The organism is Flavobacterium adhaerens, assembly GCF_040045115.1.
In the GTDB taxonomy this organism is placed as follows: domain Bacteria; phylum Bacteroidota; class Bacteroidia; order Flavobacteriales; family Flavobacteriaceae; genus Flavobacterium; species Flavobacterium adhaerens.
Window position 1 is genome coordinate 263,193 of the sequence record NZ_JBDLZX010000006.1, and the last position, 26,118, is coordinate 289,310.

The window sequence follows — 26,118 nt, forward strand, 5'->3', positions numbered from 1 at the left end:
TGATTTTTCAAAGTTGGGTTTTTAAATTCTAGGCTATTGGAAACTTAAAGTCCGAATTAAACAAATTTTCGAATACTCATCATAATTCCAATATGCAAACCTTCATGAAAAGTATTGAATTCTATCGCTCCAACAACATTTTTCAAAATAAAACCTGTAGAAGTAGGATATTCTTGATAATTTAAAAAAACACCATTTTTGTAATCTTCTTCCAACTTATGCAAAGTATCAAATAACAAATCTTTTATTTCATCGGCCTCTTCTTGAGTTACATCACCCTCTGGCTTAGTGCCTTTTCTATATTTGTTAACCATTTCGTCCGAAACCATCATGGGTAATCCTGATAATTTATAAACTAATAATTGTTGAGTCACTACAATATGTCCTAAGTTCCAAATTAAATTATTAGTAAAACCTTCTGGAACTTTATTCAATTGTTCTAAAGAATAATTTTCAAAAAAAGCATTAAGCATTTTTCTGCTTGTAAGGTTAACTTCAAATGTTTCTTTCATAACTTGTTTTTTTTGTATAAAATTAAACATTTTACACATCTAATGTTTTCCTTTGTAATTAAATAAAAATTAAATGAACAAAATATACCACCTCTCTTCTTGCGACACTTGTCGAAAAATCATAAAAGCATTACCGGAAAATCATAATTTGGTTTTGCACGACATCAAACAAAATCCAATTACGACTGAAGAATTAGAAGAAATGTATCGCCTTGCTGGGAGCTACGAAGCTTTGTTTAGCAAAAAAGCACAATTGTACAAATCTCTAGACCTAAAAAACAAATCTCTTACCGAGGATGATTATAAAAAATACATCTTAGAACATTATACTTTTTTAAGTCGTCCTGTTTTTATTATAAATGATAAAATTTATATTGGAAACAGCTCACACAACATACAACAGGTACATCTAGCGTTGTAAAGACCTTATATTGTTTGGCACAAAAAATCTCGTCTGTTCAATTTCCTTTTATTGAAAAAAGTAAAGAGCAATCATTTTTTTGCAATCGCATTCCACTCCAAAAGCTTCCCAAAAACGGAATACGCAACACTCCAAACTTTTAACTATCTTTGAACACTTTTAGAAAAATATATGATACAATCTATGACTGGTTTTGGTAAAGCTACTTTGCAATTACCATCCAAAAAAATTACAGTTGAAGTAAAATCACTAAACAGTAAAGGTTTAGACTTAAACGTACGTATGCCTTCTCTATACCGTGAAATGGAGTTGGGTTTGCGTAACCAAATAGCTTTGAAATTAGAGAGAGGCAAAATAGATTTTTCTATTTTTATTGAAAATACTGCAGAGCAAACCTCTACAAAAGTAAATGTTCCTATCGTAAAAGCATACATTAGTCAACTAAGAGAAGTTTATGCAGATGCCGACGAAACCGAGTTGATGAAAATGGCCGTACGCATGCCCGACACCATGAAAATCGAGCGTGAAGAAATAGACGAGAATGATTGGATTCAAATTCAAACCACTATAGAAGAAGCCCTGCAAAATATCTTGAGCTTTCGTAAAGACGAAGGACTTTCATTAGAAAAAGAATTTCAAATACGAATTACCAATATTCGCCAATATATGAATGACGCTTTGGCATTAGACCCAGAACGCATTCAAGCCATAAAAGATCGCTTACAAACTGCTATCACTGAATTGAAAGTGAATGTTGATGAAAATCGCTTCGAACAGGAATTGATTTATTATCTTGAAAAATTGGATATTACCGAAGAAAAAGTCCGATTGACCAATCACCTCGATTATTTCTTGGAAACCATCAACGGAACAGAAGCCAACGGTAGAAAACTAGGATTCATCACCCAAGAAATGGGACGCGAAATCAATACTATGGGCTCCAAATCGAACCATGCACAAATGCAGAAATTGGTCGTAATGATGAAGGACGAATTGGAAAAAATTAAGGAACAGGTATTAAATGTTTTGTAACCCCTTAACCCCCGAATGGGGAACTTATATTAGGAGGCTATAAATTATAAATTAACTTAAAAATTCCTCCCCTTCGGGGAGGCAGGAGGGGATGAAAAAAGGAAAACTAATCGTGTTCTCGGCACCATCAGGGTCTGGAAAAACGACCATTGTTAAGCACTTACTAAAACAGGAAGATTTAGAATTAGAATTTTCAATTTCTGCCGCTACTCGTGAAGCTCGCGGACAGGAAATCAACGGAAAAGATTACTATTTTATGTCTCTAGAAGACTTTAAATCCCATATTCGAAACGAAGATTTTGTGGAGTGGAAAGAAGTCTATAGAGATAATTTTTATGGCACTCTAAAAAGCGAAGTAGAACGTATTTGGGCCTTGGGCAAAAACGTTATTTTTGATATTGATGTAGCAGGAGGTTTACGAATCAAACATAAATTCCCAGAAGAAACTCTTGCCGTATTTGTAAAACCACCAAGTGTAGATGAGCTTAAAAGAAGATTAAAAGAGCGCTCTACCGAAAGCGAAGACAAAATCAATATGCGAATTGCTAAAGCCCATGTTGAACTCGCAACTGCACCCCAATTTGACGTCGTTATCAAAAACTATGATTTGGAAATTGCATTAGAAGAGGCACATCAATTAGTGAAGAATTTTGTTTCTAAATAATTTAACATTTGAAAGATTTAATAATTGAAGAACTGAGAAAAGCTACTTAATTTTTAAATCTTTTAATTTTTAAATCTTTCATTTAAGTTTATGAAAATCGGTCTTTATTTCGGTACTTACAATCCCATTCATGTAGGGCATTTAATTATTGCCAATCACATGGCTGAGTTTGCCGATTTGGATCAGGTTTGGATGGTGGTTACCCCTCATAATCCACTCAAAAAGAAAGTTACTTTACTAGACGATCAACAGCGACTGCAAATGGTTTATTTGGCTACCGAAGATTTTCCAAAAATAAAACCATCAGATATTGAGTTCAAATTACCTCAACCCAATTACACTGTGAATACTCTAGCTCATTTACTGGATAAATATCCGCAACATGAATTTTCATTGATAATGGGGGAAGACAATTTAAAAACACTTCATAAATGGAAAAACTATGAAGTGATTTTAGAAAATCATGATATTTACGTTTATCCAAGACTCTCAGCTGAAGAAGAAAATCTCGAACTTAAATCGCACCCAAAAGTTCAAATAATTGACGCCCCAATTGTCGAAATTTCGTCAACTTTCATCCGAAACAATATCAAAAAAGGCAAAAACATTCAACCTCTATTACCCTCAAAAGTTTGGGATTATATAGACCACAATAATTTTTATAAAAAGTAAAAAGGTTCTCAAAAGATAAGTCTTAACATAGTTTTAAAAGCATTCGGGTAAAGGTTTCTTAAATTTGATGTTTAAACAGCAAACACATAAATAATTATGTTAAACTTCGAATTATACAATCCTACCAAATTGGTTTTTGGGAAAGGTCAGATAGAAAAATTACCAACATTAATTCCTGCAAATTCAAAAATTCTTTTGGCATTCGGAGGCGGAAGTATTTTTAAAAATGGAGTTCACGAGCAAGTTCGCAAGAGTCTAGAAGGTTATAACATTACCGAATTTGGCGGAATTGAAGCCAATCCTCATTTTGAAACTTTAATGAAAGCAGTTGCTATTATCCGGGAACAAAAAATCGATTTTATCCTGGCTGTTGGTGGCGGAAGCGTAATAGATGGCGTAAAATTTATTTCGGCTGCCGTTCCTTTTGAAGGAGACCCGATCGACATTCTTAAGAAAAGAATCATTTTCAAAGAAGGAGCAACTGTAATTCCTTTTGGAACCGTTTTGACATTGCCTGCTACTGGAAGCGAAATGAATTCTGGATCGGTCGTAACCATTGCTACTACACAAGAAAAATTAGATTTTGGAGGTTCTGCTATGTTTCCGAAATTTTCTATTTGCGACCCAACTGTTATCACATCATTACCCAAAAAACAAATACAAAACGGTGTAGTAGATGCCTACACTCATGTTTTAGAACAATACTTAACTTATGTACATTCGGGCTTTTTACAAGATCGAATTTCCGAAAGCATCTTACAAACCTTGATTCAGGTAGGACCTGATGTTGCTGAAAACCCAACCAATTATGATTTGGCATCCAATTTTATGTGGAGTTGTACTATGGCTCTCAATGGATTAATTCAAAAAGGAGTTCCAACAGACTGGGCAACACATATGATTGGTCACGAATTGACCGCTCTTTACGGAATCGATCATGCCAGAACGCTAGCCATCATTGGGCCAAACTTATATAAAGTGATGTTTGAAACCAAAAAAGAAAAATTAGCTCAATACGGAAAAAGAGTGTTTAATTTAACTGGAAACGAAAACGAAATGGCAACCCAAGCCATTGAGAAAACTATTGCTTTTTTTCATACCATGGGAATGAAAACACAACTCTCAGAAAATGCTGAAAACATAAACAATACAGCCGAATTTATTGTAGATCGATTTGAAAAAAGAGGATGGAAAGCTCTGGGAGAAAAACAAAATATTACTTTAGAAAAAGTGAAAGAAATAGTCTCGATGAGTTATTAACAATGTGATAAAATAAAAAAAGGCGATCTTATAACCAGTAAGAACGCCTTTTAAAATACTAAAACAAAACTAACTAACTCAATCTTCATATTAAATTCTAATCCTAATTTTTATTATAACTAACAACGTAAGGATTATAGAAAAATTGTGTAGAAATCAAAAAAAATTAAAAAAAAATTATTTTTTTAGCAAAAACGTTGCTAAACCCTATAAAATCAAGGCTTCTCTCAAAAAAAACATTTGCTTTATTGATGGATTTTTAAGTAATTTGGTGAAATTTAATTAAAGAATGGCGGATAATTTAAAATTTGCAGTAATTGGTGGTGGAAGCTGGGCAACTGCCATAGCCAAAATGTTATGTGTAAATCTTCCTGAGATTTCATGGTACATGCGAAATGACACTGCAATAGAACACATCAAAAATCACAGACACAACCCAAATTATTTAAGCTCTGTAGAATTTGACATTACAAAACTCAAACTTACCAACGACATCAACGAAGCTGTAGCTTATGCTGATTATATCATTTTTGCAATTCCTTCAGCGTTTTTGAACAGTGAGTTAGAAAAACTAACCGTTTCCTTAAAAAACAAAATAATATTTTCAGCCATCAAAGGAATTGTTCCAGAAACGAGCTTAATTGTTGGTGAACATTTTCATTACAAATATGATATTCCTTATTACAATATTGGTGTAATTACCGGTCCTTGTCATGCCGAAGAGGTAGCCCTAGAAAGACTTTCTTATTTAACCATTGCATGTGGAGATCCTGACAAAGCCTCGATTGTGGCCAAAAATTTATCCAGCAATTATATCAATGCCAAAATATCTGATGACATTATTGGAACAGAATATGCGGCTATGCTAAAAAATATTTATGCAGTTGCAGCTGGTATCGCTCACGGACTGGGCTATGGCGATAATTTTCAATCTGTAATTATGAGCAATGCCATACGTGAGATGAAAAAATTTATTAAAAAAGTTCACAAAATGAAACGCAACATCAATGATTCGGCCTATTTGGGAGATTTATTGGTAACAGGCTATTCTATATTTTCAAGAAATAGAATGTTTGGAAATATGATTGGTAAAGGCTATACCGTAAAATCAGCTCAGATGGAAATGAGTATGGTTGCAGAAGGATATTATGCCGTAAAAAGTGCTTACAAACTCAACCAAGGTTATGGCGCAAAAACTCCTATTATCGATGCTGTTTATAGCATTTTGTACGAAGGAAAAAATGCCAAAGTTGTATTTAAAAAATTAACCGAAGAACTAGATTAACAATCGTTCCTATAAAATCAAAAAAGGCATTTTCTAATTGAAAAAATGCCTTTTTTTACTTATTCTCCTTTTTTATTTCACCATAACTCCCTCTACAAATAAAATAGGCACTTCTTCAGTATCCTTTTCATTGATAGAATTTGCTTTGAAAATAAATTTCTTATCGTACAAAGTATTCCCAATAAAGTAAGTAACCATAAACTCATTGTTAAGCGCAAGAACACTTTTTTCTATCATTTCAATTTTTACAACTGAAACAGCAGGAATTTCCATAAAAGCATGACGTAAAAGTGATGTCTTTTTCATTTCTCCATCAATGGTTCCAAAAGCTTTTGAAACAACCATCACGCTGTCTAATTGAAAATCACTGTCATTTATCAAGTAAGCATACCACACTTTCTCCATAAAATCATCACTCCATTCTTGGACTGCGGCAATGAATACGTTTTCTACTTCGGGAATAGTTATGTCTTTCTTCATATTTAAATAAAAAAAACAAAAGTGATTAGTAAGATATTTTTAATAACTCACTAATCACCATTTGATAGTTACTTGATTTATATACTTGATTTAAATTGTTCTAAGAAACGTACATCATTTTCATAAAACATACGAATATCTCCAATTTGATATAATAACATAGCAATACGCTCGATTCCCATTCCAAATGCAAAACCGTTATACTCCGCTGGATTTATTCCGCAATTGGTAAGAACGTTTGGATCTACCATTCCGCAGCCCATAATTTCTAACCATCCTGTTCCTTTTGTAATACGGTAATCGGTTTCTGTTTTTAGTCCCCAATAAATATCAACCTCTGCACTTGGCTCTGTAAAAGGAAAATAAGAAGGGCGTAATCTTATTTTAGACTTTCCAAACATCTCTTTTGTAAAATACAAAAGCGTTTGTTTTAGGTCGGCAAAAGAAACATTTTTGTCAATATACAATCCTTCTACTTGATGAAAAATACAGTGCGAACGAGAGGAAACAGCTTCGTTACGAAAAACTCTACCGGGTGAAATTGTTCTAATTGGCGGTTTGTTATTCTCCATATAGCGAACTTGAACTGATGAAGTATGAGTACGCAATAAAATATCTGGATTGGTTTGAATAAAGAAAGTGTCTTGCATATCACGAGCCGGATGGTATTCCGGCAAGTTTAATGCTGTAAAATTATGCCAATCATCTTCGATTTCTGGACCTTCTGAAACATTGAAACCAATGTTAGAAAAAACATCAATAATTTGATTTTTTACTAATGAAATGGGATGACGAGAACCAATAATTGATGGTTCGGAAGTACGCGTTAAATCGCCGTATATTCCTTTACTTTCTTCATTATTGGCAAAGGCTTCTTGGATGGTTTTTACTTTATCTTCGGCTGATGTTTTAAGTAAATTAATTACCTGACCGAATTCCTTTTTTTGATCATTAGGAACGTTTTTAAATTCAGCAAAAAGGTCTTTCAATAAACCTTTGCTTCCTAAGAACTTTATTCTAAATGCTTCTAATTCTGCTGGATTTTGAGTATAGAAAGCCTGTGCTTCACCAATATACTCTTTAATCTTATCTATCATCTGTCTTTTACTAAAGTTGCAAAAATAAGCAATTTGTTTCAAGTTTTGGACTTAAAAATTTAAACTTTCTCTTCAAAATTTTGGGTTACATTCTAACCTTGTCCATTTTAAGCTATTTGCTAAAAAAATTCTTGAATGACTCTGGCTGTAAATAATCTTGCTCCAGTATCATTCATATGTCCGCAAGAAGAAAAATATTTATCTTCTACGACTACATTTTCATAATTATAAATCTCTGGGTAGGTTTTTTTTACTTTATCAAAATAATTCATTCCAGTCACATTTTCACACATTGGTGTCATTATTGCGATAAAGTTAATATTATTGGCTTTGCAAATATTTTTAATGTCTTCGTAATATTTATTATGTGGCAAAGGATTTAGACTAACAATATTGTTTTTCATATTACCTTTTTTATTTTTTACCAACGGATAATATCCATCATTTGCTAATGCACTTGATTTTTCTTTCTGAGTCGTTTTTACAACTTCTCTAAAACCAATTTGAGGATCAAATTCGATATATCTATAAAATGGAATATAGTATAAATAATCAAAATCTGGTTCTTTAGAAAAATGCTCTTTAATAATATCCGAATGGTGCAAGTAGGGTAAAAACTTTGCCGAAATCCCATCGGCTCTATGCTCATTAGAAAGATTTAAATCTGCTTCTAGAATTATGTTTTTGATTTTATACTGGCGTTCTATCATCAACTTCAATAACAAATCTGCTTCAAACAAATGTCCGCCACTCATTCCATAATTGAAGGTTTTTAATCCCTTATCTTCGAACATCTGAGAAACAAAATGATTATTGGCTCTTGAAGAACCTAAAATAACCACATCATAGGCTCTCTCTTTAGAATTGAATACATAATCTATCTTGGCTCTGTTTTTAGATTGTAAATAAACAAAAGTATAAAGCACATCCAAAACCACTGCTACTAAAATTAGTATCACTAAAATTTTGACTATGTAAACTAAAAATTTCTTCATTAAAATTGAAAATATATAAATTCTTTATAATCTGTAAAAGTTCCAAAGGCCATTATGGTAGTTATTGCAAGAGCTAATTTTAACAAGCTTCGTTTTCCCGATAGCGGTTCAATTTTATTACGATTGTTCCATTCAATCCAAACAAAAAGTAAGACCATAATCAATAGTTCGTAATTGTATCGTTGATTGGTAAGGAATTGAGAGGTAAATTCACCGTTCATTACAATTCTTTTCAAATACAAAACCGCATCTGTTATCGTTTTGGCTCTGAAAAAAACCCAAGCCACACATGTAATAGAAAAGGTATATAAAATACTCAAAAGTACTTTGGCCGAATCGAAATTGAATTTCAATTCGATATTCCCCATATTGTTACGATTACTATTGGATAAAATCAATGGCAGAAAATACACTGCATTGATAAATCCCCAAACAATATAAGTCCAATTGGCTCCATGCCAAAAACCACTAACCACAAAAATGATAAAAGTGTTTCTGATTTTCATTGACAATCCTCCTTTGCTACCTCCTAACGGAATGTATAAATAATCCCGAAACCAAGACGAAAGCGAAATATGCCAACGGCGCCAAAACTCGGCAATATCTCTAGAGAAATAAGGGTAATTGAAGTTTCTTAACAAATCGATTCCAAATAACTTGGACATTCCCAAAGCCATATCCGAATAACCTGAGAAATCGCCATAAATTTGAAAAGCAAAATAAACCGCTCCAAGAATTAATGACAATGAATTCATTGATGCATAATTGTCAAAAACGGCATTAGCATAAGTAGCACAAGTATCGGCAATGACCACTTTTTTTACCAAACCCCAAATCAATTGGCAGATTCCTTCTTTGGCAGTTTCAAAATTGAAAGTTCTTTTTACTTTTACCTGTGGCAACAAATGCGTTGCTCTTTCGATGGGGCCTGCCACCAAAAGAGGAAAGTAACTCACAAACAGAGAGTAATCCACAAAATTATATTCGGCTTTGATTCTTTTGTAATAAATATCAATTACATAAGACAAACCGTGGAAAGTATAAAAAGAAATTCCAACGGGTAAAATAACATCTAATAAAAGAGGACTTGCTTTAAATCCAACATCTGTAAGCAATTCGGCAAATGAACTTGCAAAAAAGTTATAGTACTTAAAAACTCCCAGAAAACCTAAATTGATTACAATACTTAACCAAAACCAGAACTTTCGACCGCTCTCTTTATTACTTCTTTCGATTCGAATTCCGGTGTAATAATCTAAAAAAGTGGAAAATACTAACAGAAACAAGAATCGCCAGTCCCAGCAGGAATAAAAATAATAACTGGCTATAATCAATACTGCATTTTGGGTGCTCTTATTTTTATTAAAAACAAACCAATACAGTAAAAATATAATAGGTAAAAAAACAGCAAAAGCCAGTGAATTGAAAAACATAATAGCATTAACGAATTTGGACGGGCAAATTTAGAGTAAAAATACGCATCAAATATCTGTGAGAATTAAATAAAATAAACCCGTTCAAAATAAAATTTGGAATTCATTACTAATCTATAAGGCCTCTTTCTAGAAAATAATTGACAATGGCTTCTTTCATCAAAACCGATTGTTCACCAGCTTTTAACGATGGTAATTGTTCTTTCACTTTATAATGAGGCCAACCTTCGTCATCAAAAAAATCGAATTCATAAAAACCATAAGGTTCTAATAAGCGACAAATAGCAATGTGCATCAAATTGAGTTTTTCGTCTTTTTTGAATTCACGATGCAACTGACCTAGTTCTTGAACCCCGATTAAATAAATTATGGCATCCAAATCCAGGTCTTCTCCTTGCGAAAATTGATTGGAAAGTATGGTGACCAAACGCTCCCAGCGTTCTTTTAATTGTATATCTCTTGACATTTGATTTTTGATATAAGATTAATGATTCGAAAAAAAATCATTCCTATGTTCTAAAATTATTTCGACAAAGATAGTCACTGCATATTTGACTTTTCTGTTTTCTTTTCCCAATTTTCTTTATTCTTCTATCTTTGCGCTATTTTACACTATTACATTATGACATTTTTTGATATTATCGTAGGTGGATTATTAGGTTATTCCTTGTACAAAGGAATTCGAAATGGTCTTTTTGTAGAACTTGCTTCTTTTGTTTCGCTCCTTTTAGGTATTTATGTAGCCATAAAATTTTCGGATATTCTAAAAAATATCTTATCTGGTTGGTTACACTGGAATCCTTATACGATTCAAATATTTGCTTTTGTACTCACTTTTATAATTGTAGTAATTGGTATCTATTTGCTAGGAAAGTTCTTGACATCAGTTGCTGATTTTGCCTTTTTGGGTTGGATAAATTATTTAGGAGGCGGGCTTTTTAGGGTACTAAAAACGGTTTTAATCATCAGCATCTTTCTAACTATTTTTGAAAAAATAAATTATAAAAATTATCTAGCCAAAAAAGAAACTCTAGACAAATCAATCTTTTTTAATCCAATTCAAAAAACGGCTGGGTTTATCTTCCCATCAATTGAGAAATGGTATGATAAGACAAGGAAGTAATTTTTAAAATACCTTTTATTAAGAAATATTACATTTCTTTCCTTTAAAAAAAATAGCCCATAGTAGAAATTCTATGGGCTATTTTTTTTAAACTATATATCTTTTTGATAAAACTTATATCAGTAATAATAGTTTTTAGTTCTTAAATTCTTTCACTTCCTTTATCGCACTACTTTCGATCCAGCCTTCGGTACCATCGGTGAGTTCAATTTTTTTCCAACCTTCTAATGATTCTTCCACATAAACTTTGGTTCCTTCGTGTAAGGTAAAAATAGAGTTACTACCATTTTGCGGCTCACTTTTTACTTCGGCAGCTTCTGCAAAAACGATAGCTATTCTTTCGTTGTCAAAATGGTTTTTTTCAAAAAAGGCAACAGCAACACTCATTAGAACCAATAAAAGGAGGATAAACATGGATACAAAAAAGATTCTTTTGCTTAAGACGGTTTGCGAAAAATAATACCCAATAAATAACAACAAAAAAACCACTGCCAACCCAACTGAAATATAGGCCCACCCATCAAATGAATAAATGGCTGTAAAATCACGAAGCAATTTTGCAAAACCTACTTTTGGAATGACTTTTATTTCATCAATAGTTCTCTTTTGAGCAAATTTTATATTGTTTAGAGCTGCTGCATTGTCAGGATCCAAAACCAATGCTTTCTCGTAATTGTAAATCGCTGGAGCTGTTTTTTGTAATTTGTAATAACAATTTCCAAGATTGAAATACAATTCGGCTGACTCCTTATTGGTTTTCAAAACAGATTCATAAGCTTCTATAGCAAGTTCATATTTGCCATCTTTATACAAATCATTCCCTTTTTCAAAACCAGTTTGGGCAAAGAAAACTTGTGAGATGAATAAGAATATGTAAAAAATATTTTTCATTTTAAATAAATATCAAATTGCAATTTGAAAATTAAATCTGTTTTTCTAATTCAGAAATGATTACCACCGCTTTATCAAAATCGTGTTGTATTGTTGCACTAGATGATGGTGCGTATCTAGCAATCTCACAATTCTCAGTCAATGCAATAAAATCATTAACTACCTGAGGATTTGCATTTTTAGACAACAATAACTCTCGAATATTATCTTTGCTCATTTCAGAGGTTTCGATATGTAATTTGGCTTTCAAGAAATTGTGCATTGCTTTTTCTAACGCTACATAGAAAGGCTCCTTGTTATTGATCTGTTTTTTGGCTTCGGACAAATATTTCTTGGCCAATTTGTTGTTCATTTTAATTCTGTTTCCAAAAACATCGCTATCGATAGCTTCTTTTTTCTTCTTAAATAATACAATTATCGGAAGCAATAAAAATGGTAAAAGTAATAGTGTGTAGAACTTATTAGATCCTAAAAAAGGAGGCTCATTTTTGGTTACAAGATCTGTTCTTAAATCAATATATCTAAATTGCTCTACAGGATCAATTCTGTTTTTTCCAGCACTAGCCGTAGATTGCGCGTCGGCAGATTGCGAAGGCCCATCTAAAACACTGATTTTTATCTCATCTGAACTTATCGTTTTGTAAGTTCCTGTATTTAAATCAAAATACGAAAAATGTAATGGTTTAATAACATAATCCCCTTTATATTGAGGCACAATGGTATAGGAATCACTGATTTTTCCATTCATTCCAGACAATGGTGTGTTTACTTTTTCGGTGTGAACAGGATCATACATCTCTAGGGCGTTAGGCACTACAGGTTTAGGCAACGTAAATAATTTTAGATTCCCTGTACCGGCAACACTTAAAACAAGATCTAAACTTTCCCCGTTTTTCAAAGTGGTTTTAGAAGGAACTGCTTTGAAATCAAATTTCCCAACAGCTCCAGTAAAATCAACTGGTTTTCCTGCTTCTGGTAACGCTTTTACATTAATGGTTTTGGCTCCAGCCGAAACTCTTTTATTTCCATCAGTAACCAAGACACGACCAAACATATCTCTACGATTTGTTGGCAACTGCACATCAATATCCATTGCTAATGGTTCGATAAGAAGTTTTCCTGATTTTTGAGGGTATAGAATTACCTTTTTCAATACGATATAGCGATATCTTTCCCCTTTAAACATTCCCTCTTCGGCAACCAATTGTTTGATATCAATGTTTTGGCTCCAAAAATCATTGTATTTAGGTTTACTAAGCTCTTTCCAGTTTGAAATTCCAATATTGTAACTGAAATACAATTTATAAACTACCGTAATCGGCTGATTGATATACGGATTTGTATTGGTAATATCGGCCACTAAATACAGATTATCATCTGCAGAAATTTGAGAATCATTAGGATCTCTTGGTTGTTCTGTAGCAGCGGTAACATTTATTTTGATAGGTTGTGTTTTATAAATCTGGCCGTTAAACTCGATAACAGCTTGTTTGATTGTTAATGTCCCTTTTTGAGTAGGTAATAAAAAATAGGAATAACTTTTTTCAAAAGATGTCTTTCCATTGATCCAAGATTGACTCACTTGTTGACTTGGCCCAGCTATAATCCTGAAACCTTCAAAATTAGGTTGTACAAAATTATCTCCATCAATATTCATCACAAAATCAATACGAAGCCTCTCGTTGAGTCCGAGCGTCGTTTTGCTTACTCTTGCTTCAAATTGTACTTGAGCCAAAAGTCCTTGACAACAGAATAAAAATAGAATAAAAAATTTCTTCATTATTTGTTTTATCTTTTTGTATTTTAAATTTTAATCCAAAAATTATACCCTATCAAAATCAGGATTACCAATCTTTCTCAGCTTTTCTAGGTGTTCCTTTTACTTTATTAGCGTTTACTTTGTCTTGTATTTTCTTTTCTTCATTGTTTACCGCATCCAAAAGATTTTCTAGACGTTCTTTTGAAATTCCTCCTGGTTTTGGTTTGGGTTGCCCTTGATCGTCTTTGGGTTTCCCATCGTTGTTTTTGTTTTGATCGCCTTCTTTTTTATCGTCTTTTTTGTCTTTGTCGCCGTCTTTTTTGTCTTGATCTTTCTTGTCGTCTTTTTTATCTTTATCCTTGTCTTTGTCCTTATCCTTGTCTTTGTTTTTATCTTTATTCTTATCGTCTTTTGGAGGCGGATTATCTTTAAGCATTTTTTTGGCCAAAGCAAAATTATAACGTGTTTCCTCATCTGTAGGATCATTTCTCAATGCATTTTTATACGCTTCAACTGCTTGGGTATAATCTTTCTCTTTCATAAAAACATTTCCTAAATTGTGAAATGCTTTGTGTTTTTGAGATCTTGTTTTTAAGTTTTTTAGGGCATTAGCATACGCAAATTTAGATTCAGAAAATTGATTTTGTCTGTAAATGGCATTCCCTAAATTATAGGAAGCTACTGTTCTATTTGGAAATTTAGAGCGTGAAATTCTGTAATTGGCTTCGGCATCTACAAATTTTTTCGCTACATATTCCTCGTTTGCTTCAGGCAAAACTTTGTCTTTCTCTTGTGCATTGGCTACAAAAGTTAAAAGCAATACTAGTAAGTATATAATTGTATTTTTCATTTTCTTTGGTTCCTTTCAAGACATAAATCAAAAAAAAGATTACGGATATCTTGTTTTAATAGCTTATTTATTTTCATTAAATAAATCCAGTTTCTTTACCCAATTTGTTTTGCGATCCAGCAAGAAAATATCTGCAAAAATCAAAAGAAAAGCAAATCCCAAAAACCATTGAAACTGCGATTCAAAATCGGCCATTTGGGTAGCTTCAAATTCGGTTTTCTGAATTTTATCTAACGTAGCTTTGATATAATCTATAACGTCATGCGTATTATTTCCATTAACATAACCTCCTCCTGTGATTTTGGCAATCGTAGCCAAACTGTTTTGGTTTAATTTGGTAATTACAATTTCACCGTTTTGATCTCTTTGGTAGCTCTCCACAATTCCGTTTCGTTTTAACGGAATGGTTCCACCTTTCTCTGTACCAAGACCAATAGTAACGATTTTCATTCCTAATTTTTTGGCCTCTTCAGCAGCTGCTGTTGCTCCTTCTGAATGGTCTTCACCATCAGAAATCATGATTAGCAATTTGCTGGTTTTGCTTTTGTCATCAAAATAAGTTCCTGATAATTTTATGGCTTCATCTAAAGATGTTCCTTGAGACGAAACCATTCCTGGCGACATGCTTTGCAAAAACATTTTGGCCACACTATAATCAGTGGTAATAGGTAACACTGGAAAAGCACTTCCTGCATAGGCCACAATTCCAATTCTGTCGCTTCCTAATTGATTTATAATTTGAGAAACGATTTGTTTGCTTTTTTCCAAACGGTTTGGTGCCACATCTTCGGCCAACATACTTTTGGAAACGTCCATTGCAAAAACAATGTCTATACCTTCTCTTTTTACCGTTTCTACTTTGGTTCCTATTTTTGGGTTGACCAATGCGATAATCAATGCTGTTAATGCCAAAAGCAAAACAATAATTTTTAGAATAGGTTTAAAAACAGAGCGTTCTGGACTAAGTCTTTTGATTATTTCTAAATCGCCAAACTCGCGTTGTTTTCTTTTTTTCCAATATAAATTATACAGAAAAATGACCACCACAACGGGCAGTATAAAAAGTAAGTATAAATATTTTTGCTCTTCTAATTCCATTCTTTTGTTTTCAGTATTTGGTCACAGAAAAAACTGAGACAAACAACACTATTTTATATAAAACTTCTATAAACTGTTTTGCGTAAACCAATTTCTACTAATAATAAAAATCCAGCTAATAATGCAAAAGGTCTGTATTTTTCATCATAATCATAGAATTTCAGTTCTTCGATTTCGGTGGTTTCTAGTTTATTAATTTCGTTATAAATCTGTGCTAATTTATCATTACTAGTTGCTCTAAAATATTTTCCTCCTGTTTTTCTGGCAATATTTTTCATCAATTGCTCATCGATTTCTACTTTCATCATTTGGAAAAGCAATTGTCCATTTGCTCCAATTGCATAAGGCGATTCGGCCATTCCGTTTGATCCAATACCAATAGTATATACTTTTATACCATACTGTTGGGCGATATCTGATGCTGTTTCTGGCTCGATAAAACCTGCATTGTTAACACCATCTGTAAGCAAAATAACTACTTTACTTTTGGCTTTACTGTCTTTTAATCGGTTTACAGCTGTTGCCAATCCCATACCGATTCCAGTACCATCTTGCAAAATATTATCGTATTTTATACTACGAATAGCATCTAAGATTACGGCTTTATCGCTGGTTACTGGTGATTTTGTATAAGCTTCGGAAGCATAAACAACAAGTCCTATTCTATCGTTGGGTCTTTCCTCCACAAAAACCGAAGCGACTCTTTTTAAGGCTTCCATTCTATTGGGTTTAAGATCCTTGGCTAGCATACTTCCGGACACATCAACCGCCACTACAATATCAATTCCTTTAGTTGTTTTGGTTCTATTACTAATATCTACCGTTCTTGGTCTTGCCAATGCGATAATTATACATGATAATGCCAATATTCGCATTACATCCAAAACTGGTTTGCATTTGGCTAATACAGAATCGGATCCTTTGAATCCCTGCAAAGAACTCATTTTTAGAGAGGCTGTTTGCTGATTTCGTTTCCAGAATAACCAAGCAATTGCAACAGGTATTAGAAGAAACAACCAAAAAAACTCTGGATTTAAAAAGGTTATTTTTGCCATTAGTTACTTGCTAATTTAAGTTCTATTGAATTCAAAATACGGGCAGATAATTCTGTTGCATATTTATCCCCTTCTTCATGAAGGATCATTATTTGTTGTAATCCTCCTGCTTGTCCAAAAAGCACAATTTCATAATATATTTTGGTACTTGTTTGACTATTACTATCAATTCTAGTAAATGTTCCGTATCCTTTTTTACCTGTTATTCCGTTGTTTGTCTGGAAATCTTCTTCCTTAACAATCATGTTTTGTGCCCCTTGTGTTTCTAATATTTTCAAAGAACTTTCAATTGCTTTAGACAAATCGAGTGTGGTTTCTTGTTTAAATTTCATCGTAGAAACCATGATGTAAAAATTATCCAATAAACTTCCGTACCCAAAGGATTGCATTTCTTTGATGAGTGCCATACCTTCTTTCGGTAATGTTTTGGTCAAGTCCATTCGTTTTAAAACTTTTGGGCTTTCAACGATTACACCTGGATTTCCATATTCGCTCTTTACCCACTCGCCTTCTAATAATTCTTTGGTTGGATGACCAAGTAGATTATCTTTTACATAATCAAAACCTTTGGTGGCAATGAAATAAGTTGTGGTTGCAAAAAGTAAAAAAACAACAGAACCTACAGCAATCGCTATACGTTGATTTCTCTTTTTTCTAAGTAATATTTGAATTTGTTTTTGCTTTTGTACTTCGTTTAAAAGAGTGTCTTCTTCAATAGGTACCTCAACAGGAATTGCTTCATCGAGCGTTAAAATTGTCTTTTGGATTTTATTTCTATCCTCAGTAATCTCAAATTCTAAAGGAGTAGATTTGGCAAATTTTACTAAATCAGCTTGTTTTAAAACAGCAAATAAATTTTCTATAGTTTCTTGTGAAAGCTTCATTTTCTTTTTTTGCGAAGCTGATTTTAGCCCTTCAATTAACTCAGAAGTAGTGCTTTCCATTGCAGGAATCTCAATTGCTTCCTCGATATAATTTCGTGCAATATCTGTCAATTCGCTATAATAAGCTTTGATATCACCGTGTTGCCAAAGTTCTTTTTTCTCTAAGCTATTAAGTAAAATAGTAGCTTTCTCGATAGGAGTTTTATAAACTTCTTCTTCGATTACTTTTTTCTGACGAATTTTAAGATACCAATAGACAAAAACACCAACGCCTACTAACAACAAAATTCCTAAAAGATATTTCCACCAGTCACTAGATTCTTGTGCTTTCACAATATCTTTTATGTCATACATTTTTTGTCTTAACGTATCGACTTGAACATTAGCGACCTCAACTTTTATCGAGTCGGATAAAAACTCTTTATTGTTGATTAAGATTCTAATGCTTGGTATAGTGTATTTACCCGAGTCAAATTGGGTTAAACCATATTTTTTAATTAATTCATAGCGATCATCTTTCTTAACTGTATCAATCGGATACGATTCAATTACCTCAAGAGCTCCAATCATTTTAAGTTTTGGAAAAACCACTTTAGACAACGTATCTACCGAAGTTTTTAAAGTCAATTTAAACTCAGCTCCAATTTTAGCTTTTGTTGTATCTATAGAGGTTTCAACCTTTTTTTGTTGGGCAAAAATTGAGGTTGAAAACAATATTAATAGTAGGTAAAGTTTAATTTTCATTTAGATATTATTTTAAACCTAATAGGTTTTAAAAATCTGTTAGGTTTGTCTTATCGTGATTTAAAATAGCCTAATAATTTAGTAACATAACTTTCATCCACTCGTGTATTCACAACACCTGCTCCAGACTTACTAAAAATTTCTTTGAAATAATTTACATTATTGTGATAGTTCTTCTCGTAGTTGGCACGTACTGATTTGGAACCTGTATTGATCAATCTTATTTCTCCCGTTTCGGCATCTTGCATCGAAACTATTCCTAAATCTGGCATTTTTTCTTCGCGAATATCATAAACTCTGATACCTGTAATATCATGTTTTTTGGAAGCTATTTTCAAAGTATGCTCATACTCGGCAGCCATAAAATCAGAAATAACAAATACGATAGCTTTCTTTTTTTGTGTACCTGATAAAAATTTTAAAGCTTGAGCGATATCTGTTTTGTAACTTTTGGGTTCAAATTCTATCAACTCACGAATGATACGAAGTACATGAGATCTTCCTTTTTTGGGCGGAATGTACAATTCGATTTGATCTGAAAATAAAATCAATCCAATTTTATCATTATTTTGAGTAGCCGAAAAAGCCATTGTTGCAGCAATTTCAGTAACGATTTCTTTCTTAAATTGATTTCTAGAACCAAAACTTTCTGAACCCGAAATATCAACCATCAACATCATGGTTAATTCTCGTTCTTCCTCAAAAACTTTTACGTGAGCTTCGTTGTATCTGGCTGTTACATTCCAATCGATACTACGAATGTCATCTCCAAATTGATACTGACGAACTTCACTGAAAGTCATACCACGCCCTTTGAACGATGTATGATATTCTCCCGAGAAGATATGATCGCTCAATCTTCGGGTTTTAATTTCAATCTTACGTACTTTTTTTAAAAGCTCTTTTGTATCCATTCTTTTAGTGATTAGTGAATAGTAATTAGTGAATAGCAAAAGCAAAAAAGCCAATTACCAATCACTCTTTACTAATTACTATTAGGGTACTTCAATTTCGTTGATGATTTTATTGATGATATCTACAGACGTAACATTTTCTGCTTCTGCCTCATAGGTAATTCCAATTCTGTGACGTAAAATATCATGTACAACTGCACGAACATCTTCTGGAATTACATAACCACGACGTTTGATAAAAGCATAACATTTTGCAGCAGTAGCTAAGTTAATGCTTCCACGAGGAGATGCTCCAAAACTGATTAAAGGTTTCAAATCAGCTAATTTATATTTCTCTGGATAACGAGTTGCAAAAATAATATCCAATATGTATTTTTCGATTTTCTCATCCATGTACACCTCACGAACCGCTTCTTGCGCACGCAAAATTTGATCTACAGAAACTACAGGATTTACTTTCTCAAAACTTCCTTTTAGGTTTTGACGAATTACCAAACGTTCGTCTTCCATTTTTGGATAATCGATAACCGTTTTCAACATAAAACGATCCACTTGTGCTTCTGGCAATTGATACGTTCCTTCTTGTTCAACAGGGTTTTGTGTTGCTAATACTAAGAATGGCTTATCTAATTTGAAAGTAGTATCGCCAATGGTAACTTGTTTTTCTTGCATAGCCTCAAGTAAAGCCGATTGCACTTTGGCTGGAGCACGGTTAATCTCATCGGCAAGGACAAAATTGGCAAAAATAGGTCCTTTTTTGATAGAGAAATCATTCGACTTAATATTATAAATCATTGTACCAATAACGTCCGCAGGTAATAAATCTGGAGTAAACTGAATTCTACTAAAAGTACCTTGAATGGCTTGAGAAAGTGTATTTATGGCTAATGTTTTTGCCAATCCAGGAACACCTTCTAACAAAATGTGCCCTTGACCCAAAAGACCAATTAACAATCGTTCGACCATGTGTTTTTGACCTACAATAACTTTGTTCATCTCCATTGTCAGAAGGTCTATAAAAGCACTCTCTCTCTCTATTTTTTCATTGATAGCTCTAATGTCTAAAGTCGCAGAATTTTGTTCCATATTATTATTTTTAAACCCTTTGTTTTTGGTATCTTAAATTTTACGGTGCAAATTGAATTTTTTTTTAGACAGAAGATGTTAAAAAATGGTTAAAACTTCTACGAATTCCCTAATTTTAAGGACTAATTATGATTGTATTTGTCTATTTTTAAGAAGTATTCATAATTAAGAACAAATTAATAATCTAAACCCCGTAAATACTAAGGGGAGATACTAAATTGCAGTATGAACAAAATTCCATTTTCAAAAATTATTGCCGGTACAATGACCTGGGGAGTTTGGGGTAAAAACTGTTCTAAAAAAGAAATGATTTCTTTGATGAATTTATGCCTACAAAACGGTATTACTTCATTTGATCATGCCGACATTTATGGCGGATATACTACCGAAAAAGAGTTTGGACATGCTTTCTCCGAAAGTAAAATTGATCGCAATAAAATTCAATTGATTTCTAAATGTGGTATCCAGTTAATTGCTGATAATCGAAACAATTCTATTAAACATTATGATCATTCTAAAGCACATATAATAGCTTCGGCCGAACAATCCTTAAAAAATTTACAAACCGATTATTTAGATCTTTTGCTATTGCATCGTCCTAGCCCATTAATGCAAGCTGACGAAATTGCCGAAGCTGTAGCTCAACTAAAAACTGAAGGGAAAATTTTATCCTTTGGCGTGTCAAATTTCACAACCAGCCAGAGTGATTTAATTGAAACCAAAACCAAGATAAACTACAATCAAATAGAATTTTCGTTAACACAACTCAATCCGATGCTGGACGGTACCCTAGACCATATACAGATGAATAGTATTACCCCAATGTGTTGGTCACCACTCGGCACAATTTTTAAGAATAATGACGAGAGAGCCCAACGAATTTTAAAAATTGCCAATCAATTGGCTCAAAAATACAATGTCACCAATGATATTATTTTATTGAACTGGATCATGAAACATCCTTCGGGAATTTTACCAGTTTGTGGCACCTCTGACAAAGATAGACTTATCAACTTAATGCAATCTACCTCTTTTGAAATGGAATTAGAAGATTGGTTTAAACTTTGGACTACTAGTCTTGGTAACGAAGTTCCTTAAAATAATAATATGAAAATAAAGTTATTTTTTGAGCGACCTCATTTAAAATCAGTACATTTAGAATCTAAAATTGTAACGATTTCGTTTAGCAATGATTAATAAACGTCTCCTTATCAAAAACCTATTGGCTCACAATGATGAGAGTAGTTTTTATGATAAAAAAAGACAGCTTAACTTACACACTAGAGAAGGCAAAGGAAAATTTTTAAAACACATTTGTGCCTTATCCAATTCAAACCCCACAAACAATTCCTATATAGTTGTAGGTGTCGAAGATGAAAACAATGAAATCGTAGGCGATGATTTTTTTGATGATAGCCGGATTCAAAATTTAGTAAATGCCTTTCTCGAAAATCCACCTAGAATTCAATACGAGAATATTCCTTTTCCTAATCTTCCAAAAGACAAAGTTGTTGGGCTAGTTACGATAAAACCCAATACCAAAATTTCATTTTTTAAAAAAGGCATACACACAATTCTAGCCAATACTGTCTTCATCAGACGAGGTAGTAATACAATGCCTGTTGAAGGTGAAATAGAAAAAGTTTTTCAAAATACTGAAACCGTTATTGATATTGAAAATAGTTCCAGAAACAGTATCAAATACACTCTTGACGGAGTAATTGATTTTATGAATAATCGCCATAAAGATATGGCACCAAAATATAAAGTCTTTAAAGAATTATTTGTGATTTGCTGGGCTGGTGTTGCCAAGAAATCCAGAAACAAAACCTATTTATCCCGAGTTGATATTGAATTGATTAACGAGCAAATCAAGTTGTTTTATTCATCTCAAGATGTAGTTGAAATTATCTATAATGAGGATAGTTTTACCATTATTGAATATGTACCTCTTGGACTAAATGACCGAACGAGCTATTACCCTTTGGAACAACAAATTATTCATTTTTATGAAAACGGGTATTATAAAATTGATCGTGAATTTCTTTTTAAACCACCTGAATACAATAAAAAAATGTTGTATCACATTTACAACTCAAACATCTCTTTATTACAAAAATTAGAAAAAAACAGGAATCTTTCGGAGAGAGAGCGAAAAGATCTGAACCATTTACCTTCGACCCTTATGATTTGCTATATTAATGGTTTTGATGATGCGAAGCAAAAATTGATAGATGCCAAAACAATATTAAAACCGTATCCACAAGTTTATCTTTCTTTTAAAGAAGCATTGCGAATCCTTAGAAAAATGAAATATGATGTTCAATAAAATGGCATCAAATCATTTTAGATTGTTTTTATTAACTAAACAATCCAGTTATCCAAGTAACAATTTCTAAAATAACTTGACATACAAAATTGGTCACAAAAAGCAATAAGGTTAATAATGCATTCATTTTAAAAATATTAAAAGTTCATTTTGAAGCCCAAATGTAAGCAAATTTCCCTTAGTTTGTTTATTGAAACTATTGCAATTCAACGGATAAAAAACCCTTTTTGACTGAAAAAGTCTTAATGAAATCATAAATTTACTATTCTCTTTTTAGAAATATTGCTCAATGCTAATTTTTCCTTCTCATGAAATCCTTTTTGTCTCCTGTTGATTAATTTCAACTTTTTAGAAAAATTTAAAATGGTGTTACTTTTCTGTTATTTTTGTAAAAGAACAAATCGGTAATATGAGAACATTAGTAATAGGCGACATTCATGGCGGATTGAGAGCTTTGCACCAAATCTTAGAAAGAGCACAGGTGAGTACAAAAGACAAGCTCATTTTTTTGGGTGACTATGTAGATGGTTGGAGCCAATCGCCACAAGTAATTGATTTTTTAATTGCATTACAAAAAACTCATAACGTCATTTGTCTGCGTGGCAATCACGACGATTTACTAAAAGAATGGCTTCAAGACAATGCGCACAATGAACAATGGTACCAACATGGAGGGGAAGCTACAGTTTTGGCTTACGAAAAAATAAACGATCAAACCAAACAAAAACACATTGTATTTCTAGAATCTTTACTGGATTATTACCTAGATGAACAAAACAGAATGTTCATTCATGCTGGTTTTACCAATATGAATGGAGTAAATTTTGAGTATTTCCCCAAAATGTTTTATTGGGACAGATCGCTGTGGGAAACCGCATTGGCATTGGATCCAAAAATGAAAAACGATCATCCTTATTATCCTAAACGTTTTACCTTATATAACGAGATTTATATTGGCCATACCCCAGTTTCCCGAATTGGCATGACTGTACCCGTACAAAAAGCCAATATCTGGAATGTTGATACTGGTGCTGCTTTCAAAGGACCATTGACCATTATGGATATTGATACCAAAGAATTTTGGCAAAGCGAACCCCTCCCAAGTTTATACCCCACTGAAAAAGGCCGAAATAAAATCTAAAAGAGTATCTTTGCCAGAAATTTAATATCTATTTATATAATTAACTATGAAAAAAATTATCACACTTTTATTTTTAGCTTCTTTTGGTTTAACAAATGCGCAACAAGCCTTTTCAGGAAAAGGTGATGCCAAAATTAATGTGGGTATTAATTTTCAAGACGGAGGAACTGGAATTCAAGGATCTGCTGATTTTGGTCTTGGTGAAAACTTTTCATACGGATTTGTAGCCAGCTACTTATTAGGCGTTGATGAATTTACAGGTATTTATCATGGAAATCCTTACTATGAAGAAAAACCTGAATTTGAAGATCGTTTTGATGCAAAGTTCAGAATTAATGCTAATTTGTGTAGTGTAATTGGGGTAGATCAACTGGATATTTATCCTGGTTTAAGCTTAGGATTGCGTAATTTTGGAGGTCATGTTGGTGGTCGTTATTTCTTCACTGATGGATTTGGACTATTTACAGAAATAGGTTTTCCTATTGCTAAATATAGTGACAATGACAAAGTTTTTGATCACTTAAACAATCAAACTACATTTACTATTGGAGCGTCATTCAATTTGAATTAATCCTAAAAAATATAAAAAACGAAAGCGTCTTGGTTTTGAATCAAGACGCTTTTTTTATACCTTAAATCGCCTACAAATCAAATTTTATTCCTTGTGCCAAAGGTAAATTGGTGGTATAATTGATGGTATTGGTTTGGCGACGCATATACACTTTCCAAGCATCCGACCCAGATTCTCTACCACCACCAGTTTCTTTTTCACCTCCAAATGCACCTCCTATTTCGGCTCCAGAAGTTCCTATATTGACATTGGCAATTCCGCAATCAGAACCTTGAACAGACAAAAAATATTCTGCTTCGCGCAGATTATTTGTCATAATGGCTGATGATAATCCTTGTGCTACATCGTTTTGCAATTCAATTGCATTTTCAACAGTTCCAGAATATTTAATCAAATACAGCACTGGAGCAAAAGTTTCATGTTGTACAATTTCGAATGCGTTTTTTGCTTCAACAATGGCAGGTTTTACATAACATCCGCTCTCATAACCCGACCCCTTGAGGACTCCTCCTTCGACCAAAATTTTTCCACCTTCGGCCACTACTCGAGACAATGCATTAGAATATAACTCAACTGCTTGTTTGTCTATCAAAGGGCCTACGTGGTTTTTCTCGTCTAGTGGATTTCCGATTCTCAACTGCCCGTAAGCAGCAATCAGAGCTTCTTTTACTTTATCATAAATACTCTCATGAATAATTAAACGACGCGTCGAAGTACATCTCTGACCTGCTGTTCCTACGGCTCCAAAAACAGCTCCAATTACCGTCATTTTAATATCGGCATCTGGCGTTACAATTATGGCATTATTCCCTCCCAATTCTAACAATGATTTTCCTAAACGAGCTGCGACCGTTTGCGCTACTATTTTACCCATTCGAGTAGAACCTGTGGCAGAAATTAAAGGAACTCTTTTATCTGCTGTTAATAATTCTCCTATTTTGTAATCTCCGTTTATTAAACACGATATTCCTTCTGGCAAATTATTTTCACGGATTACTTCAGCTATTATATTTTGACATGCAATTCCACACAAAGGTGTTTTTTCGGAAGGTTTCCAAACACAAACATCTCCACAAATCCAAGCCAAAGCCGTATTCCAGGACCAAACTGCTACAGGAAAATTAAAGGCCGAAATAATTCCCACTATTCCCAAAGAATGATACTGTTCGTACATCCTGTGTCCTGGTCGTTCTGAATGCATTGTCAATCCGTGTAATTGTCGAGAAAGGCCAACAGCAAAATCACAGATGTCTATCATTTCTTGTACTTCTCCATAACCTTCTTGTAGAGATTTCCCCATTTCATAAGAAACTAATTTACCCAAAGCTTCTTTATTTTGGCGCAATTTCTCTCCAAACTGACGTACAATTTCTCCTCGTTGTGGCGCTGGTATCAATCTAAATTTCTTAAAAGCTTCGGAAGCGGTCTGCATTACTTTTTCGTAATCTGCCTCATTCGTCATTTTTACAGAAGCAATTATTTGACCATCAACTGGTGAAAAACTTTGTAAAATATCTCCACTCGAAAAATGATTAATTCCAGTCGAAGTTCCTTCATTTATGGCTTTTATTCCCAATTTTTCTAATGCCTCATTGATCCCAAACTGATTCGCTATTGTTGTCATTGTAACTTTTTTGGTTGAAATTGTTATATTGATTGTAAAGATATCATTTTAAGGTCAAATTTAACACTTGAGTCTTATTAAACTTTAATTTGATTTTAAAAACCTTATCTAGAAACAATCCTTATTTGCTACTAAATGTTTTCTTACGCTATTTTTACAAAAAAATGCGTCTATTAAAAAAGAAGGAAGTATTTTTAT

Annotated in this window: 26 protein-coding genes; 11 read left to right on the forward strand and 15 right to left on the reverse strand. The window is 33.0% G+C overall.

What is annotated here, in order from left to right; translation table 11 throughout:
* Positions 1–56 precede the first annotated feature (56 nt).
* Positions 57–512 (reverse strand): DinB family protein, encoded by a 456-nt coding sequence (locus ABEB18_RS10580; protein ID WP_348799273.1) that lies wholly within the window; start codon positions 510–512, stop codon positions 57–59.
* Between the two features lie 73 nt (positions 513–585).
* Between ABEB18_RS10580 and ABEB18_RS10585 the strand changes: the two genes are divergently transcribed.
* The 6 genes from ABEB18_RS10585 to ABEB18_RS10610 all read left to right on the forward strand — a co-directional run bounded on the left by ABEB18_RS10585 (position 586) and on the right by ABEB18_RS10610 (position 5,846).
* The gene (locus ABEB18_RS10585) at positions 586–933 is read left to right on the forward strand and encodes an arsenate reductase family protein (protein ID WP_348799274.1); all 348 of its coding nucleotides are present in this window, start codon (positions 586–588) and stop codon (positions 931–933) included.
* Between the two features lie 171 nt (positions 934–1,104).
* A complete protein-coding gene (locus ABEB18_RS10590; RefSeq protein WP_348799275.1) occupies positions 1,105–1,965 on the forward strand; it encodes a YicC/YloC family endoribonuclease in 861 nt (286 codons plus the stop codon).
* Between the two features lie 91 nt (positions 1,966–2,056).
* Positions 2,057–2,629 carry a guanylate kinase gene (gene gmk / locus ABEB18_RS10595; RefSeq protein WP_348799276.1) on the forward strand — a complete coding sequence of 191 codons (573 nt, stop codon included), beginning with the start codon at positions 2,057–2,059 and terminating at the stop codon, positions 2,627–2,629.
* A 90-nt stretch (positions 2,630–2,719) separates the two neighbouring features.
* Positions 2,720–3,301: a nicotinate (nicotinamide) nucleotide adenylyltransferase gene (nadD, locus tag ABEB18_RS10600; protein WP_348799277.1), complete on the forward strand. Its 582-nt coding sequence runs from the start codon at positions 2,720–2,722 to the stop codon at positions 3,299–3,301.
* Positions 3,302–3,397: 96 nt separating this feature from the next.
* Entirely contained in the window at positions 3,398–4,561 is a 1,164-nt protein-coding gene (locus ABEB18_RS10605; RefSeq protein WP_348799278.1) for an iron-containing alcohol dehydrogenase, read from the forward strand.
* A 289-nt stretch (positions 4,562–4,850) separates the two neighbouring features.
* The gene (locus ABEB18_RS10610; protein WP_348799279.1) at positions 4,851–5,846 is read left to right on the forward strand and encodes an NAD(P)H-dependent glycerol-3-phosphate dehydrogenase; all 996 of its coding nucleotides are present in this window, start codon (positions 4,851–4,853) and stop codon (positions 5,844–5,846) included.
* 72 nt (positions 5,847–5,918) lie between these two features.
* On the opposite strand, the gene ABEB18_RS10615 is transcribed toward ABEB18_RS10610, so the two are convergent.
* The 5 genes from ABEB18_RS10615 to ABEB18_RS10635 form a co-directional block, all read right to left on the reverse strand.
* Entirely contained in the window at positions 5,919–6,326 is a 408-nt protein-coding gene (locus ABEB18_RS10615) for a hypothetical protein (protein ID WP_348799280.1), read from the reverse strand.
* A 77-nt stretch (positions 6,327–6,403) separates the two neighbouring features.
* Positions 6,404–7,423 (reverse strand): phenylalanine--tRNA ligase subunit alpha, encoded by a 1,020-nt coding sequence (pheS, locus tag ABEB18_RS10620; RefSeq protein WP_348799281.1) that lies wholly within the window; start codon positions 7,421–7,423, stop codon positions 6,404–6,406.
* A gap of 119 nt (positions 7,424–7,542) precedes the next feature.
* Positions 7,543–8,418 carry a hypothetical protein gene (locus tag ABEB18_RS10625; RefSeq protein ID WP_348799282.1) on the reverse strand — a complete coding sequence of 292 codons (876 nt, stop codon included), beginning with the start codon at positions 8,416–8,418 and terminating at the stop codon, positions 7,543–7,545.
* Positions 8,418–9,851 carry an MBOAT family O-acyltransferase gene (locus ABEB18_RS10630; RefSeq protein WP_348799283.1) on the reverse strand — a complete coding sequence of 478 codons (1,434 nt, stop codon included), beginning with the start codon at positions 9,849–9,851 and terminating at the stop codon, positions 8,418–8,420. Before ABEB18_RS10630 ends, ABEB18_RS10625 begins: the two co-directional genes overlap by 1 nt.
* A 109-nt stretch (positions 9,852–9,960) precedes the next feature.
* Positions 9,961–10,317 carry a hypothetical protein gene (locus ABEB18_RS10635; protein ID WP_348799284.1) on the reverse strand — a complete coding sequence of 119 codons (357 nt, stop codon included), beginning with the start codon at positions 10,315–10,317 and terminating at the stop codon, positions 9,961–9,963.
* Between the two features lie 156 nt (positions 10,318–10,473).
* Between ABEB18_RS10635 and ABEB18_RS10640 the strand changes: the two genes are divergently transcribed.
* On the forward strand, positions 10,474–10,974 hold the full coding sequence (locus ABEB18_RS10640; protein ID WP_348799285.1) for a CvpA family protein: 501 nt from the start codon (positions 10,474–10,476) through the stop codon (positions 10,972–10,974).
* A gap of 135 nt (positions 10,975–11,109) precedes the next feature.
* On the opposite strand, the gene ABEB18_RS10645 is transcribed toward ABEB18_RS10640, so the two are convergent.
* From ABEB18_RS10645 to ABEB18_RS10680, 8 genes are all read right to left on the reverse strand, one after another.
* Entirely contained in the window at positions 11,110–11,865 is a 756-nt protein-coding gene (locus tag ABEB18_RS10645) for a tetratricopeptide repeat protein (RefSeq protein WP_348799286.1), read from the reverse strand.
* 31 nt (positions 11,866–11,896) lie between these two features.
* A complete protein-coding gene (locus ABEB18_RS10650; RefSeq protein WP_348799287.1) occupies positions 11,897–13,645 on the reverse strand; it encodes a BatD family protein in 1,749 nt (582 codons plus the stop codon).
* Between the two features lie 64 nt (positions 13,646–13,709).
* Positions 13,710–14,474: a tetratricopeptide repeat protein gene (locus tag ABEB18_RS10655; protein ID WP_348799288.1), complete on the reverse strand. Its 765-nt coding sequence runs from the start codon at positions 14,472–14,474 to the stop codon at positions 13,710–13,712.
* Between the two features lie 63 nt (positions 14,475–14,537).
* Positions 14,538–15,572, reverse strand: a complete 1,035-nt coding sequence (locus ABEB18_RS10660) for a VWA domain-containing protein (protein ID WP_348799289.1) — start codon at positions 15,570–15,572, stop codon at positions 14,538–14,540.
* Between the two features lie 53 nt (positions 15,573–15,625).
* On the reverse strand, positions 15,626–16,627 hold the full coding sequence (locus ABEB18_RS10665; protein ID WP_348799290.1) for a vWA domain-containing protein: 1,002 nt from the start codon (positions 16,625–16,627) through the stop codon (positions 15,626–15,628).
* Positions 16,627–18,255: a hypothetical protein gene (locus ABEB18_RS10670; RefSeq protein ID WP_348799291.1), complete on the reverse strand. Its 1,629-nt coding sequence runs from the start codon at positions 18,253–18,255 to the stop codon at positions 16,627–16,629. Before ABEB18_RS10670 ends, ABEB18_RS10665 begins: the two co-directional genes overlap by 1 nt.
* Positions 18,256–18,305: 50 nt before the next feature.
* Positions 18,306–19,169: a DUF58 domain-containing protein gene (locus tag ABEB18_RS10675; RefSeq protein WP_348799292.1), complete on the reverse strand. Its 864-nt coding sequence runs from the start codon at positions 19,167–19,169 to the stop codon at positions 18,306–18,308.
* Positions 19,170–19,250: 81 nt separating this feature from the next.
* A complete protein-coding gene (locus ABEB18_RS10680) occupies positions 19,251–20,255 on the reverse strand; it encodes an AAA family ATPase (protein ID WP_348799293.1) in 1,005 nt (334 codons plus the stop codon).
* Positions 20,256–20,480: 225 nt separating this feature from the next.
* On the opposite strand from ABEB18_RS10680, the gene ABEB18_RS10685 reads away from it, so the two are divergent.
* From ABEB18_RS10685 to ABEB18_RS10700, 4 genes are all read left to right on the forward strand, one after another.
* The gene (locus ABEB18_RS10685) at positions 20,481–21,353 is read left to right on the forward strand and encodes an aldo/keto reductase (protein ID WP_348799294.1); all 873 of its coding nucleotides are present in this window, start codon (positions 20,481–20,483) and stop codon (positions 21,351–21,353) included.
* Positions 21,354–21,444: 91 nt separating this feature from the next.
* Positions 21,445–22,584: an ATP-binding protein gene (locus ABEB18_RS10690; protein ID WP_348799295.1), complete on the forward strand. Its 1,140-nt coding sequence runs from the start codon at positions 21,445–21,447 to the stop codon at positions 22,582–22,584.
* 409 nt (positions 22,585–22,993) lie between these two features.
* Positions 22,994–23,725, forward strand: coding sequence for a metallophosphoesterase family protein (locus tag ABEB18_RS10695; protein ID WP_348799296.1), 732 nt, complete (start codon positions 22,994–22,996; stop codon positions 23,723–23,725).
* Between the two features lie 46 nt (positions 23,726–23,771).
* A complete protein-coding gene (locus ABEB18_RS10700; RefSeq protein ID WP_348799297.1) occupies positions 23,772–24,296 on the forward strand; it encodes a DUF6646 family protein in 525 nt (174 codons plus the stop codon).
* Positions 24,297–24,366: 70 nt separating this feature from the next.
* On the opposite strand, the gene amaB is transcribed toward ABEB18_RS10700, so the two are convergent.
* The gene (amaB, locus tag ABEB18_RS10705; RefSeq protein WP_348799298.1) at positions 24,367–25,920 is read right to left on the reverse strand and encodes an L-piperidine-6-carboxylate dehydrogenase; all 1,554 of its coding nucleotides are present in this window, start codon (positions 25,918–25,920) and stop codon (positions 24,367–24,369) included.
* Positions 25,921–26,118 lie beyond the last annotated feature (198 nt).